Raw genomic sequence first — 13,049 nt, forward strand, 5'->3', positions numbered from 1 at the left:
ATAGCCCGCCATGACCCACTGTCGGCCCGAGCCGGCGAGCTGGGTTTTTCAACGGTCAGCGGTATGCTGAAAGGCTTCATCGATTTGGTATTTGAGCATCAGGGCCGTTATTACGTGCTGGACTGGAAATCGAACCATCTGGGTGATGATCCCGAGGTCTACCGGGGCGATAACCTTAAGCAGGCGATGGCCGATCACCGCTACGATCTGCAGTATCAGCTTTACGCGTTGGCCTTGCACCGTTTCCTCAAAAGCCGCAAGGCTGACTATGACTACGAGCAGCACTTCGGTGGCGTTTATTACCTGTTCCTGCGTGGTGTCAGATCAGAGAGTAATAGCGGCATTTTTAATGCCCGCCCAAGCCTGGAATTATTGACTGAACTGGAAACCCTGATTGACGGAGATCACCTTGATGCTTAAACGGCTTGAATTACTGACCCGACAGGGTGCGCTTCGTCCGCTTGATTATCAGTTTGCCAAATTTATCTCTACGACGGTGGCGGCCTCAGACCCTGCGAGCCTTCAGCCGCTGGTAACACTGGCGGCGGCGCTTGCCAGCCATGAGCTTGGGCGGGGCCACGTTTGTCTGCCCCTGGCACAACTCGATGCTGGTCAGCTGTTTGGCCTCAACGCGGAGCTTAGCGGGCAGTTGACGGAAGAGCTTCCGGTGCTGGCACAATGGGAAGCCTTGCTATCATCATCGGCGGCGGTATCTGACGGCAGTGAAGCGACGCCTTTGGTGCTTGCTCACGGGCGTTTATACCTAAACCGCTACTGGCAGTTTGAACAGACAGTTGCCCAAAGACTGCAGCAGGCCTCGCGGCAAGAACCGCAGGTTGCAGCGATTCAGCCTGAGCAGATGGCAGCCAAGCTTGATGAGCTTTTTGCCCGGAGTTATACCTATCTTTATCAGGCATTGCAGCAACTCAGAAAAGGCGAAAAGTCCCAGCCGGATTCTCCGGAGAACCGCCGTCTTGAGGTTTGTGACAAGTTGGATGTGGTTGCCCCGGATCAGCTCGACTGGACAGCGATAGATGCTGTACTGACAACTGCAACCCGTGCCAGTGATCTGGCCGGGCTCGATACCCTGGTACCGAATGCCGTGTGCCTGAACTGGCAGAAAGTGGCGGCAGCGGTTGCGCTGACCCGTCAGTTTGCGGTTATCTCGGGTGGGCCGGGCACCGGCAAAACCACGACGGTTGCTAAGTTGCTGGCCGCCTTGGTAACCCAGGCGCTACAGGCCAGTGGCGAAGTACTAGAGATACCGACCATTAAGCTGGTGGCACCGACCGGTAAGGCCGCGGCCCGTCTGACCGAGTCGATTGGTGCAGCGGTCCAGTCACTGGCTGTGGAGAATACGGTCAAGGATCATATCCCGACCCAGTCCAGTACCATTCACCGCCTGCTGGGCGCTATTCCGAACCGGGTCGAGTTTCGTCATCACCGCGACAACCCATTACATCTTGATGTGCTGGTGGTCGACGAAGCATCCATGGTCGACTTGCCGATGATGGCACGTCTGCTCGATGCGATGCCACCGCATGCCAAGCTGATTCTGCTGGGCGATCGCGATCAGCTGGCTTCGGTAGAGGCAGGAGCTGTGTTGGGCGATATCTGCTCTTTTGCCGAACAGGGCTACAGTCAGCAGCAGGGTCGCCTGCTTAGCCAGCTAACCGGCTATCACTTGGCGAGCGGTGAGGCTGCGGCTACGGCTGTTGCCGATGGTTTGTGTATGCTGCGCAAGAGCTACCGTTTTCATGCCCAGTCCGGGATTGGCCAGCTGGCAAAAGCGATCAATGCTGGTCAGCCTCATCAGGTTGAGAAGGTTTGGCAGCAGGGCTACAGGGATATCAGCCATTATCCGCTCAACAGCGAGAGCTACCAAACCATGGTAAAGATGGCGGTGAACTTCTATCAAGATTACCTTGATGCGATTGAGAAGCAGCAGCCACCTGCCGAAGTGCTCAAAGCATTTGCCGGTGTTCGCCTGCTGTGCGCCCTGCGGGAAGGGGATTTTGGCGTTACCGGGCTGAACCAGCGTATCGAGCGCAGTTTGGCAAGAAAGGGTAAAATTAATCCGGGTGATGAAACCTGGTATATCGGCCGTCCGGTGATGATCACCCGCAATGATCATGGCCTGGGTCTGTATAATGGCGATATTGGTATTGCGATGCTGGATCCTGAACCAGATCCGCTTACCGGCCAGCAGCGACTTCGTGTCTATTTTGATATGCCGGATGGCTCGATCCGTGGTGTGTTGCCAAGCCGGATCCCGGAGCACGAAACGGTCTATGCAATGACTATCCATAAATCTCAGGGCTCGGAGTTTGCCGATACCCTTATGGTACTGCCGTCCGAGTTCAGTCCGATACTGACCCGCGAGCTGATTTACACCGGTGTTACCCGGGCGAAGGAGAAGCTGCATCTATTTGCACCGCAAGAGGTCGTCAAATGCTCGGTACGCCTGCGAACCGAGCGGGCTAGTGGCTTGGTCAAGCTGTTAGGATAACTCAAATGCAGAGCGGCTTAATCAGCCGAAAAGAGTCAGCGGTTGCTGACTCTTTTTATTTTGGGGTTATAGATCGAGGATGAGGATTTTGGAGCGGCGCTGAAAGTTATACAGAGCCTTTTTGGCTACCGGTAGCTGGTCGACACTGGACTCGTAGAATCCATGCTCACGGAACCAGTGCAGACTCCGGGTCGTCAGGACGAAAATATGCTTCAGCCCTTGTTCCTTGGCTTGTTGGCGCAGCCTGCTCAGCAGCAGGCCTCCGCGGTCGCCATCGCGGTAATCGGGATGAATGGCTACACAGGCCATCTCGGCCATTTTCTCCTCGGCAAAAGGGTATAAGGCGGCGCAACCAATGATCAGGCTATCACGCTCGATAATGGTGAACTGCTCGATCTCCTGTTCGAGTTGCTCGCGGGAGCGACGTACCAGAATCCCGTCTTGCTCCAGCGGGCGGATGAGCTCCAGGATCCCGCCGATATCGTCAATGCCGGCCCGACGAACTTTTTCAGCACTGGCCATGACGATTTGTGTACCGATACCGTCAAAGGAGAATAGCTCCTGAATAAGAGCGCCGTCTTCCTTGTAGCTGATCAGGTGACTGCGGGGAACACCTGCCCGGCAGGCGCTAATGGCACCACGGAGAAAGCGCCCGGTGCCGCTGTCGGCGGCATCGCGCTCGATGAGCAGCTGCAGGGCATGTTCGGCTTCGTTGGGAAGCATTTCGGAGGCAACGGTACCATCATCTTCCAGTACCCCTTGTTCGGAACAGAATCCGATAAGCTTATCGGCCTTCAGCTTAATAGCCAGCTGCGTGGCGACTTCCTCCGAGGTGAGGTTGAAGCACTCGCCGGTCACCGAGCTGGCGACAGGGCCAAGCAAGACAATAGCCTGCTGATCCAGCTGACGGTGAATACCTTCAATATCGATTCGGCGGATCCGGCCGCTATGGTGATAGTCGATACCGTCATCGATACCGAGTGGCTGGGCAATAATGAAGTTGCCACTGACCACATTGATTTGCGACCCCGCCATGGGCGTGTTGTTGAGCCCCATGGAAAAGCGGGCGGTGATGTCGAGTTGTAGCTGGCCGGCAGCCTGTTTCACCAGCTCTAGCGTGTGCTCATCAGTGATACGAACCCCTTTGTGGTAAGGGCTGGCCTCCCCCTGAGATTCCAGACGCTGGGATATTTGCGGGCGGGCACCATAGACCACGACAATGCGTAGCCCCAGGCTGTTTAATAACGCAATATCATTGACGATATGGGTAAAATTCTTGTGGGCAATGGCTTCGCCGCCCAGCATGATAACTGTCGTCTTGCCGTAATGGGCATTCAGATACGGGGCGGATTGGCGAAATCCTTTGACTAGATCAGTACTTCTCAGCTTCACGGTGATACATCCATGCCTGTTATTCGATGACTTATCGGTTCGTTAACCTTGCCCCTTCTAAGCGGGCTTAATTAATAATTATGCAAATATAGTGTCTAAATATCTGTCGAGATTCAAGAAGTACAGTCATTAACCGTTTCCGACATTTTGGATACAAGATCTCGTTATTGAACATCTTGCCCAGCTTTTTGCCTGTCAACAGTTAATGGTGAGGTATATTCATTACTAATAATAATAACTTATCGGCAATATGAATAAAGTTCAGTATAAAATTATACCGTTCGCCTTGATGATGGCAGGGATCTTTGCCGGGCTGATTTTTTCTGCGTTATTGGCTGTCGGTGCCATCGGCAGCGAGATACTTGAGGATGAGCCTGTTATCAACATCCATGGTGTCTGGGTCGAACAGGGTGTGGCCTCCTATACGGCAGATCGCTTTGAGCTCCGTTCAGAGGGGGTGTTTGTTGATGGACGCCAGGTGAATACTCGCTATGAGTGGGATGGTATGACATTGACTTATCGTCGTGGCGAAGATATCTATATCTATACTTATTTGTCTGATCAGTTTGTGCGACAACAGCCAGCTCATTACATTTCCTCTTTTTCTCGCGAAGGTACCCGAGATGCCTTGCGTGATGCAACATTGGATTGATTGCTTTCTCCCCCCCTCTCTTTACGATAAAAAACAAAGCGCTGACATAGCGGCCTACATATTTTGTAAACTATCGTGACTTTAATGCTTTGATCGCTTTAGGCATACTTGGCGACAGTGCTTCATATTATTTGGTAGGTCTTTACCGTGTTTCGTAACGCAACAATTGCAATGTTAATTATTGGTTTGGCTGGATGTGCCAAGCCGACTGACCGAGGTCAGCAGTATCTGGATGGCAGCTTTGATCAGGTACTTAATCAGGTACCGGTGGTAGAGTCCGATAAAGCCAGGGACTACAGCCAGTTTAACCAGCAGATGACACTGGTTACCGAGCGTTCGCCATCAATGGCGGGGCGCTATCAGGACCTGTATCGTCAGATTGAGAGCTGGGTTGAGCAGGGCGGTGACCCGACACAACTGGGAAATTACGGTATTCAGACTGCCCAGATGGGCGGGGGAGACAGTTACGGCAATGTGATGTTCACCGGGTATTTTTCGCCGGTGATTGAACTTCGCCATGAGCAGGATGAGATCTTCCGCTATCCGGTGTATGCAATGCCGACATGTGAGGAAGCGTGTCCGACCCGTGCCGAGATCTATGCCGGTGCCCTGCAGGGACAGGGGTTAGAGCTGGGATATAGTGCATCGATGCTGGATATCTTCATGATGGAGGTTCAGGGCAGTGGCTTTGTTCACTATGACGATAATGATCAGCTTCAGTACTTTGCCTACAACGGCAAGAACGGTCATCCCTATGTCAGTATCGGCAAGGTGTTGATTGAGCAGGGCGAAGTGCCACGCGAGAAAATGTCGCTGAAGGCCATTGAGGAGTGGGTCAAGCAACAGGACGAAGAGACGGTACGTGAGTTGCTGGAGCAAAACCCGTCTTATGTGTTCTTCAAGCCGCAGGATAACCTGGATGTGATGGGAACCGCCGGTATTCCGTTGCAGGCTCATGCCTCGGTAGCCGCTGATCGGGACTACCTGCCAATGGGCAGTGTATTGCTGGCAGAGGTGCCGCAGCTGGACAGTGAGGGGAACTGGAACGGACAGCATGTGCTTAAATTATTAATAGCACTGGATACTGGCGGCGCAGTGAAGAAGAACCACCTCGATCTTTACCATGGCATGGGTACTCAGGCGGGGATTGATGCCGGGCACTACAAGCACTTTGGTCGGGTTTGGAAACTGGACCTGCAGGAAAGTACTGTGGAGTCACCAAGCTTGTCTGTTGAACAGTAGTCTTATCGTCTGAGCCGTAGCCTTATCGTCCGGCTGGACAATTGCAACCAGAGCGCGTATAAAACGCGCTCATTCTTTATCTTTCAGATAAACAGGCCTTAGCTAGTAGTGAAAAACGTATGCGTGAATTAGATACTCCGGCTTCTGACAACTATAACCAGCGATTTGGCGGTACCCGCCGTTTATATGGCAATAGCGAGGTAGAGATACTGCGTGCTGCCCATGTGTGTGTTATCGGTATCGGCGGTGTTGGTTCATGGGCTGCCGAGGCATTGGCACGATCTGGAGTTGGCGAGCTGACGCTGATTGATATGGATGATGTCTGTGTGACCAATATCAATCGCCAGATCCATGCGATGACTGGCACGGTCGGTCAGAGCAAAATCGAGGTAATGGCTGAGAGGATTAAGCTGATTAACCCGGAATGTAAGGTTAACCTGATTGATGACTTTATTACCCCGGACAATATCCGCGAGTACATCAACGGCCGCTTTGATTATATCCTTGATGCCATCGACAGCATGAAGCCAAAGGCGGCATTGTTGGCGTACTGCAAGAGCAATAAATTTAAGGTGATCACTACTGGCGGCGCGGGCGGTCAGATTGACCCGACCCAGATTCAAATCACGGATCTTACCAAAACGATTCAGGACCCGCTGGCGAAGAAATTGCGTGACACACTGCGCCGTCACCATAATTTTCCGAAGAACCCGAAGCGAAAGTTTGGTATCGACTGCGTGTTCTCGACCGAGCAGTTGAAGTATCCGCAGGCCGACGGCTCAGTATGTAATGTTAAGGCGACGGCAGAAGGCCCGAAACGTATGGACTGTGCCAGTGGTTTTGGTGCAGCAACCATGGTGACGGCAACCTTTGGTTTCGTTGCCGTGTCCCGTATCCTGCAAAAGCTGATAGAGAAGCACTCGAAGTAGCGCTAACCCCCTCCCAGTCACCCCCTTGAAAAGAGGGGGAGGAACTGCACGTTTGATCAGCTATTGCAGTACCGACCAACAAAAAGCGAGAGCCTTGGCTCTCGCTTTTTAAATCATACCGGCCTTACGCGTCGGCCAGTGATTTTATCTGCTCGACGATGGCCTTCAGGCCGTTGCCCCGCGACGGGCTTAGATGGGTCATTAACCCCAGGCTGTCAAAATAACCGTCGATATCAAACGCCCTAATTTCTGCTGCTGTTTTTCCTTCATAGGCCGCCAGTACCAGGGTGATCAGCCCGCGAACGATCCGTGCATCGGAATCTGCAGCGAAGTGAAAAACACCCTCATTTTGCTGGTGGGCCAACCACACCTGGCTTTCGCAGCCGCTGACTTTGAGCTGATCCTGCTTAAGCACTTCAGGTAATGCAGGCAGCTTCTTGCCGAGCTGAATGACGTTGCGGTACCTGTCTTCCCAGCCTTTCGCTGCCTGCATCTGGGCAACGATGGCTTCTGAGGTAATGTCGGTGCCGAAAGGATGGGCGGGTAGTGTCATCGGTTTCTCCTAGAGCATGCTGCAGGCTTTGTGCAACGCAGCAATAAAGCGTTCAACATCTTGTTCGGTATTGTACAGGGCCAGCGAGACACGCAGGGTACCCGTTAGCCCCAGGGCATCCAGCATCGGGTGGGCGCAGTGGTGGCCGGCCCGCAGCGCGATACCCTGTTGGTCAAGCAGGGTAGCAATATCCTGGTGGTGTACCCCGTCGACGACAAAAGAAAATAGGCAGGCATCAGGCTGAAGACCGACAATTCTCAGATCTTCGATGTCTTTAATTCCTTCCAGAGCCTGCTGGCGAAGCTGGTGGATATGCTGCTCCGCTGCGTGGTGATCCAGTGTGTCCAGCCAGTCAATGGCTGCTGCCAGCGCCAGGCTCCCGGCAACATTGGGGGTACCGGCCTCAAATTTTCCCGGCAGGGCAGAGAAAGTGGTGCCCTCGAAGGAAACTTTCTCTACCATTTTTCCGCCGCCGTGCCAGGGAGGCATGGCCTCTAGCAGGGCTTTCTTGCCGTACAGGACCCCGATGCCCGCCGGGGCAAATATCTTATGGCCGGAAAACACATAGAAATCGGCATTGAGTGCCTGGACATCGACCTTCTCGTGCGCCACTGCCTGGGCACCGTCAATCACCGTAACAGCACCGCGCTGGTGGGCGGCAGCAATCATCTCTTCAATAGGGTTGCGGGTACCGGTCACATTGGTGATATGGGCCACCGCAACGATTTTGGTCCGGCTGCCGAGGCGCTGATGGAAAGCAGCCATATCTAGGCGGCAATCAGCTGTCATCGGGATCTTGACGACCTTGGCACCGGTTTGTTCGGCGACAATTTGCCAGGGCACGATATTGGCGTGGTGCTCCAGCTCGCTGACCAGGATCTCATCTCCCGGTTTGAGAGTCTGGCGGGCATAGGTCTGGGCGATGAGGTTCAGTGCTTCGGTGGCGCCCCGAGTCCAGATAATTTCTTTGCTATCCCGGGCGTTGATAAATCGCTGGACGGTTGCGCGGGCCTGCTCGAACTGCGCGGTTGCCGCAGCTGTGAGGGTATGGCTGCCACGGTGGACGTTGGCATTGTGACCACTGTAATACTGCTGAATCGTCTCGATAACAATCTTGGGTTTCTGCGTCGTTGCCGCGCTGTCGAGATAGACAAGGGGCTGACCGTTGCAGTCTTGGGCCAGTGCCGGAAACTGTTGGCGAATCTGGTTGATATCAAATTGAGCAGTCATGGTGAGTCACATTGCGAAATAGAAGGAGGCGATCATGCCATTATTTGCCGTAAGCGCAAGGATTAAGCTTAATTATAATGATACTGCATCGACGGGGTGGATTGTGCGTAAAAATCGAGGTAAAAAAAAGCACTGCGTTGGGGCGCAGTGCTAACAATAAACTTTGACAGACAGGTCAAAAATACAGGAAGTAAAATTGGTAGATTGACTACCTGTCCGGCACAACCCGGACAATATGCAAACACAACATCGCAACAATGAATGAGACTTAACTGCCTGAGAGCAAAAAATCAAACCTCCCTCACCGTTGCGTAGCAAATCATATGGTTTATGTAGCACTTGAACAATGGACAATTTATAATGTTTAGCATAAAAAAAACTAATGCAGGAAGACTATGTCGAGACGTTTACCGCCACTAAACTCATTGAAAGTGTTCGAAGCTGCGGCCAGACACCTGAGTTTCACCCGTGCAGCAGAAGAGCTATTTGTCACACAAGCTGCTGTAAGCCACCAAATTAAAGCTCTCGAAGAATTTTTGGGTCTCAAATTATTTCGCCGGAGAAACCGTTCCTTACTGCTGACCGAAGAAGGTCAAAGCTATTTCCTCGACATCAAAGACATCTTTTCTGCAATCTCAGATGCCACTGATAAGGTCTTGGAGCGCGGTGCAAAAGGAGCGTTAACCATTAGTTTACCTCCTAGTTTTGCGATTCAGTGGCTGGTACCGAGACTGGCGGACTTTAACGAACAGCATCCGGATATTGATGTCCGGATCAAGGCTGTTGATTTGGATGAAGGCTCCCTGACCGATGATGTGGATGTCGCCATCTACTATGGCCGAGGAAACTGGCAGGGGCTGCGTGCCGATAAGCTTTACCAGGAGTTCCTGCTGCCCGTGTGTTCGCCGATGTTACTGGCGGGGGCCAAACCGCTGCGTACCCTGACTGATCTGCAGTATCACACCTTGCTGCATGATACCTCGCGCAAGGAATGGAAGAACTTTGTCCGCCACCATGAAATTGTCGGCACCAATGTCAACCAAGGACCGATCTTCAGTCACTCGACTATGGTGTTGCAGGCTGCTGTTCACGGCCAGGGGATCGCCCTTGGCAACAACGTACTGGCCCAGCCGGAGCTGGAAGCCGGGCGTCTGGTTTGCCCGTTTGACGAAGTATTGATGAGCAAGAACGCCTTCTATCTGGTGTGTCAGGAGAAACAGGCCGAAACTGGTCGTATCCAGATTTTCCGCGACTGGGTACTGGCCAAGGCTGCCCGTGAACAGGAGGATATGCCGGATGTCTGATAATCACGATTTGCCTGAGTATCTGATTAACGAACCGGAAAACGGCAAGGCTCTTGCTACCTTCTTGTTCGCCCATGGTGCCGGGGCCGGGATGGATCATGAGTTCATGACGGCGATTGCCGAAGGGTTGTCAAAACAGGGGATCCGGGTTGTACGATTCGATTTCCCGTATATGGTCAAACGCCGCGAAGACGGCAAGAAACGCCCGCCGGATCGTCAGCCCAAGCTGCTGCTAGACTTTCAGCGCCATATTGATGCTTTTGCCGATGGCAAGCTGGTAATCGGCGGCAAGTCTATGGGCGGGCGGATGGCCAGTATCATGGTCAGTGATGTCGTGCCGCAATCGCCGGGTGTCGAAAACTGCATGGCGAAAGTGCAGGGTGTGGCGTGCCTAGGCTTTCCTTTCCACCCGCCGGGCAAGCCGGAAAACTTTCGTGGCGAGCACCTGAAAGAGGCTGTTTTGCCGATACTCATCCTGCAGGGAGAGCGCGATACATTTGGCACTAGGGCGGAAGTCGAAGGCTGGAGCTATGCCGATTCGGTGTCGGTCGCGTTTCTTCCTGACGGTGATCATAGCTTTAAACCAAGAAAAGCATCAGGCCATACCGAGCAACAAAATCGTGAGCGAACCGTGGCCTTGCTGGCGGCCTTTATCAAGGAGTGTGTGGATGCAAGTTAACCGTCAGTGGCCAAGAATCATCTTACTTTTCGCGACGTTAAGTGGTGCTGTAGTGGTGGCGCTGGGAGCATTTGCGGCGCATGGTTTAAAAGCGCAGCTGGCGCCGTACCTGCTGGACGTGTTCAAAACCGGTGTTCAATATCAGGCCTGGCATAGTCTGGCCTTGCTGGGTTGTGGAATCTGGGCACGCATTATGCCGACAAAAGCGGTATTATACGCAGCCCTGTTTTTTGCAGTGGGTATTTTGCTCTTCAGCGGTAGCCTGTATGCGTTGGCGCTGACGGGGATAAAATGGTTCGGCCCCATCACGCCAATGGGGGGCATATGTTTTATTATTGGCTGGGTAGCGCTTGCAGTCGCTGCCTGGCGCTCAGCTTGAGGGTTCAAAGTGAATCACGTTATATTGTACTGTCGTCCAGGCTTTGAAAAAGAATGTGCCGGTGAAGTTCAGGACAAAGCAAATAAACTGGAGTTGTATGGTTTTCCTCGGGCGAAAAACAATACCGGTTATGTTGTCTTTGAGTTTTATCAGCAGGGGGATGCCGAGCAGTTCATTAAGCTGCAGCCGTTTTCTTCGCTGATCTTTGCCCGCCAGATGTTTGCAGCGGCCCCTTTGTTGACCGATTTACCGCAGGACGACCGTATCTCGCCGATCCTGGAAGCGGTGGAAGGCTTCCCACGCTGTGGCGAGCTTCGGGTCGAAACGCCGGACACCAACGAGGCCAAGGAACTGCTGAAGTTCTGCCGTAAGTTTACGGTGCCGCTACGCCAGGTGATGCGCAAGAAAGATATCCTGTATGCAAGAGACAATGCATGGAAGCCGGTGCTGCATATTTGCTTCATCGCTCCGGGTTGCTGTTATGTCGGTTATTCGCTATCGAACAACAATTCGCAGTTCTTTATGGGGATTCCGCGCCTGAAGTTCCCGTCTGATGCGCCAAGCCGTTCGACGCTGAAGCTGGAAGAAGCGTTCCATGTCTTTATCCCGCGTGAGGAATGGGACGAGCGTCTGGCTTCCGGAATGTGGGGCGTCGACTTGGGCGCGTGTCCTGGTGGCTGGACCTATCAGCTGGTCAAGCGGTCGATGTTTGTGCATTCTATAGATAATGGCCAGATGGCGCAGAGCCTGATGGATACCGGTCAGGTGAAGCACCATGAAGTAGACGGCTTTAAGTTTGAGCCGGCACGCAAGAACGTTACCTGGATCGTGTGTGACATGATTGAGAAACCGGCTCGCGTTGCACACCTGATGGGAGACTGGATGATCAAGGCTTGGGCCAAAGAGGCGATTTTCAACCTCAAGCTGCCAATGAAGGGCCGTTATGACGAAGTGCTGCAGGATATCGAAAACCTGAAACAATACATGACGCAAAATGGTGTGAAGTTCAAGCTTCAGGCCAAGCACCTGTACCATGACCGCGAAGAGATCACGGTACATATCCAGCGTCTGGACAACCGCTCGCCGCATTAATCGTCTCTTTCGCGAGAGTGCTTATAAAACGCCATCCTTGTGATGGCGTTTTTAGTTTCTATCGCGGAGTAAGGCCGTCAGGCCGGGATCTGGTAGCGAATATCTTGCAGGTTGAAGCCAAGCTGTAGATCGGTTTTCAGTGAGGCAACCTGCTTGCTGGCGATGGCTAGATCCTGATGACCATCTATCTTTTTCTGCCACTTGGCCGGCAAATCCTCGGCGGCGAGCACGGCCTCGAGGTTAGGGTATGAAGAGAGTAATTCCACCGCAGCTTTCGGTCCAATGCCCGGGATCCCGGGTATTTTGCTGGAGCTGATCCCTGCCAATCCCCAGTAGTCCGGTAGCTGCTCGGGTTTGACGCCATACTCTTTCTCGATAAACGGGCTGTCGAGCCAGCGTTGCTGGAAGTAATCCCGGATCCGCAGTGTCGGCCTTAGGAGCTGGCAATATCCCTTGTCGGTAGAGACGATGGTTACCTGCTGGCCGCGATCGGCAACTTTGAGCGCCAGCGTTGCTACCAAGTCATCAGCCTCGTCACCGTCGGATAGCAGCGAGTCAATGCCGATTGTCATAAAGGCATCCTGGATCTCGTCCATCCCCGTCAGCAGCTCAGGCGGCATCGGCTTGCGGCCCTCTTTGTAGTGCGGCAGTAGTTCGGCCCGCCAGCCGCGATCCTCGCCGTGATGATCGAATACCGCGACGATATGCGTGGGCTTGCTACTATCGATGATCTTACCCAGCGCCTGGCAGCACACCCGTGCCGTATTGCTTACATCGGGTTCGCCGGGTTGAGCTGCATGGACGCGTCGGATGAGGTTCAGGGCATCAATAACAACAAGATGGATTTGCATAATGGTGGTTAACGTTGATAAAAAAGGGCCGATACAGGCCCTTTATTGTACGCACTGGATCGTCAGAGTGTAACCGCCGAGTGCCGAATAACGGATAATTTCAGCGCGTTATTTGCCATTGCCGTTACCAGGAGCTGTGATGATTTCGTAACATGGTACGTAGCGACTTCCCGGCAGCTTCATCCGCTGCTGCTCGACGAAGTTTTTCAGCAGTTTGTCCATTCGCTTCATCAGGGC

14 protein-coding genes are annotated in these 13,049 nt (G+C 53.2%); 9 read left to right on the plus strand and 5 right to left on the minus strand.

Annotated features, from left to right (window positions below):
* Positions 1–420 (plus strand): PD-(D/E)XK nuclease family protein (locus MHN01_RS05705; RefSeq protein WP_239410432.1); only part of this gene is annotated, 420 nt, incomplete at its 5' end.
* On the plus strand, positions 413–2,509 hold the full coding sequence (gene recD, locus MHN01_RS05710) for an exodeoxyribonuclease V subunit alpha (RefSeq protein ID WP_239410433.1): 2,097 nt from the start codon (positions 413–415) through the stop codon (positions 2,507–2,509). The genes MHN01_RS05705 and recD, both read left to right, overlap by 8 nt.
* 66 nt (positions 2,510–2,575) lie before the next feature.
* Here the strand turns inward: recD and argA are convergent, their stop codons facing one another.
* Complete coding sequence (gene argA, locus MHN01_RS05715) at positions 2,576–3,901, minus strand: amino-acid N-acetyltransferase (protein ID WP_239410434.1); 1,326 nt, start codon at positions 3,899–3,901, stop codon at positions 2,576–2,578.
* 250 nt (positions 3,902–4,151) lie between these two features.
* Between argA and MHN01_RS05720 the strand changes: the two genes are divergently transcribed.
* From MHN01_RS05720 to tcdA, 3 genes are all read left to right on the plus strand, one after another.
* Entirely contained in the window at positions 4,152–4,553 is a 402-nt protein-coding gene (locus tag MHN01_RS05720) for a DUF2850 domain-containing protein (RefSeq protein WP_239410435.1), read from the plus strand.
* Positions 4,554–4,700: 147 nt separating this feature from the next.
* The gene (gene mltA / locus MHN01_RS05725; protein WP_370646435.1) at positions 4,701–5,795 is read left to right on the plus strand and encodes a murein transglycosylase A; all 1,095 of its coding nucleotides are present in this window, start codon (positions 4,701–4,703) and stop codon (positions 5,793–5,795) included.
* Positions 5,796–5,914: 119 nt separating this feature from the next.
* A complete protein-coding gene (tcdA, locus tag MHN01_RS05730; protein ID WP_239410436.1) occupies positions 5,915–6,724 on the plus strand; it encodes a tRNA cyclic N6-threonylcarbamoyladenosine(37) synthase TcdA in 810 nt (269 codons plus the stop codon).
* Positions 6,725–6,848: 124 nt separating this feature from the next.
* Here tcdA and csdE read toward each other — a convergent pair whose 3' ends face one another.
* Positions 6,849–7,277 (minus strand): cysteine desulfurase sulfur acceptor subunit CsdE, encoded by a 429-nt coding sequence (gene csdE, locus MHN01_RS05735; RefSeq protein WP_239410437.1) that lies wholly within the window; start codon positions 7,275–7,277, stop codon positions 6,849–6,851.
* A 9-nt stretch (positions 7,278–7,286) separates the two neighbouring features.
* A complete protein-coding gene (gene csdA / locus MHN01_RS05740; protein WP_239410438.1) occupies positions 7,287–8,507 on the minus strand; it encodes a cysteine desulfurase CsdA in 1,221 nt (406 codons plus the stop codon).
* A gap of 395 nt (positions 8,508–8,902) precedes the next feature.
* Between csdA and MHN01_RS05745 the strand changes: the two genes are divergently transcribed.
* From MHN01_RS05745 to rlmM, 4 genes are read left to right on the plus strand one after another with little or no spacing between them, the layout of a single operon-like run.
* Positions 8,903–9,811, plus strand: a complete 909-nt coding sequence (locus MHN01_RS05745) for a transcriptional regulator GcvA (protein ID WP_239410439.1) — start codon at positions 8,903–8,905, stop codon at positions 9,809–9,811.
* A 10-nt stretch (positions 9,812–9,821) separates the two neighbouring features.
* Entirely contained in the window at positions 9,822–10,490 is a 669-nt protein-coding gene (locus tag MHN01_RS05750; protein WP_370646436.1) for an alpha/beta family hydrolase, read from the plus strand.
* Positions 10,480–10,869, plus strand: a complete 390-nt coding sequence (locus MHN01_RS05755) for a DUF423 domain-containing protein (protein WP_239410441.1) — start codon at positions 10,480–10,482, stop codon at positions 10,867–10,869. Before MHN01_RS05750 ends, MHN01_RS05755 begins: the two co-directional genes overlap by 11 nt.
* Positions 10,870–10,878: 9 nt before the next feature.
* A complete protein-coding gene (gene rlmM, locus MHN01_RS05760) occupies positions 10,879–11,961 on the plus strand; it encodes a 23S rRNA (cytidine(2498)-2'-O)-methyltransferase RlmM (protein WP_239410442.1) in 1,083 nt (360 codons plus the stop codon).
* 77 nt (positions 11,962–12,038) lie between these two features.
* Here the strand turns inward: rlmM and xni are convergent, their stop codons facing one another.
* A complete protein-coding gene (gene xni, locus MHN01_RS05765) occupies positions 12,039–12,812 on the minus strand; it encodes a flap endonuclease Xni (RefSeq protein WP_239410443.1) in 774 nt (257 codons plus the stop codon).
* Positions 12,813–12,920: 108 nt separating this feature from the next.
* On the minus strand, positions 12,921–13,049 hold a 129-nt coding region (locus tag MHN01_RS05770), incomplete at its 5' end, for a pyrimidine/purine nucleotide monophosphate nucleosidase domain-containing protein (protein WP_239410445.1).

This window comes from Photobacterium sp. OFAV2-7 (assembly GCF_022347985.1).
Lineage (GTDB): Bacteria > Pseudomonadota > Gammaproteobacteria > Enterobacterales > Vibrionaceae > Photobacterium.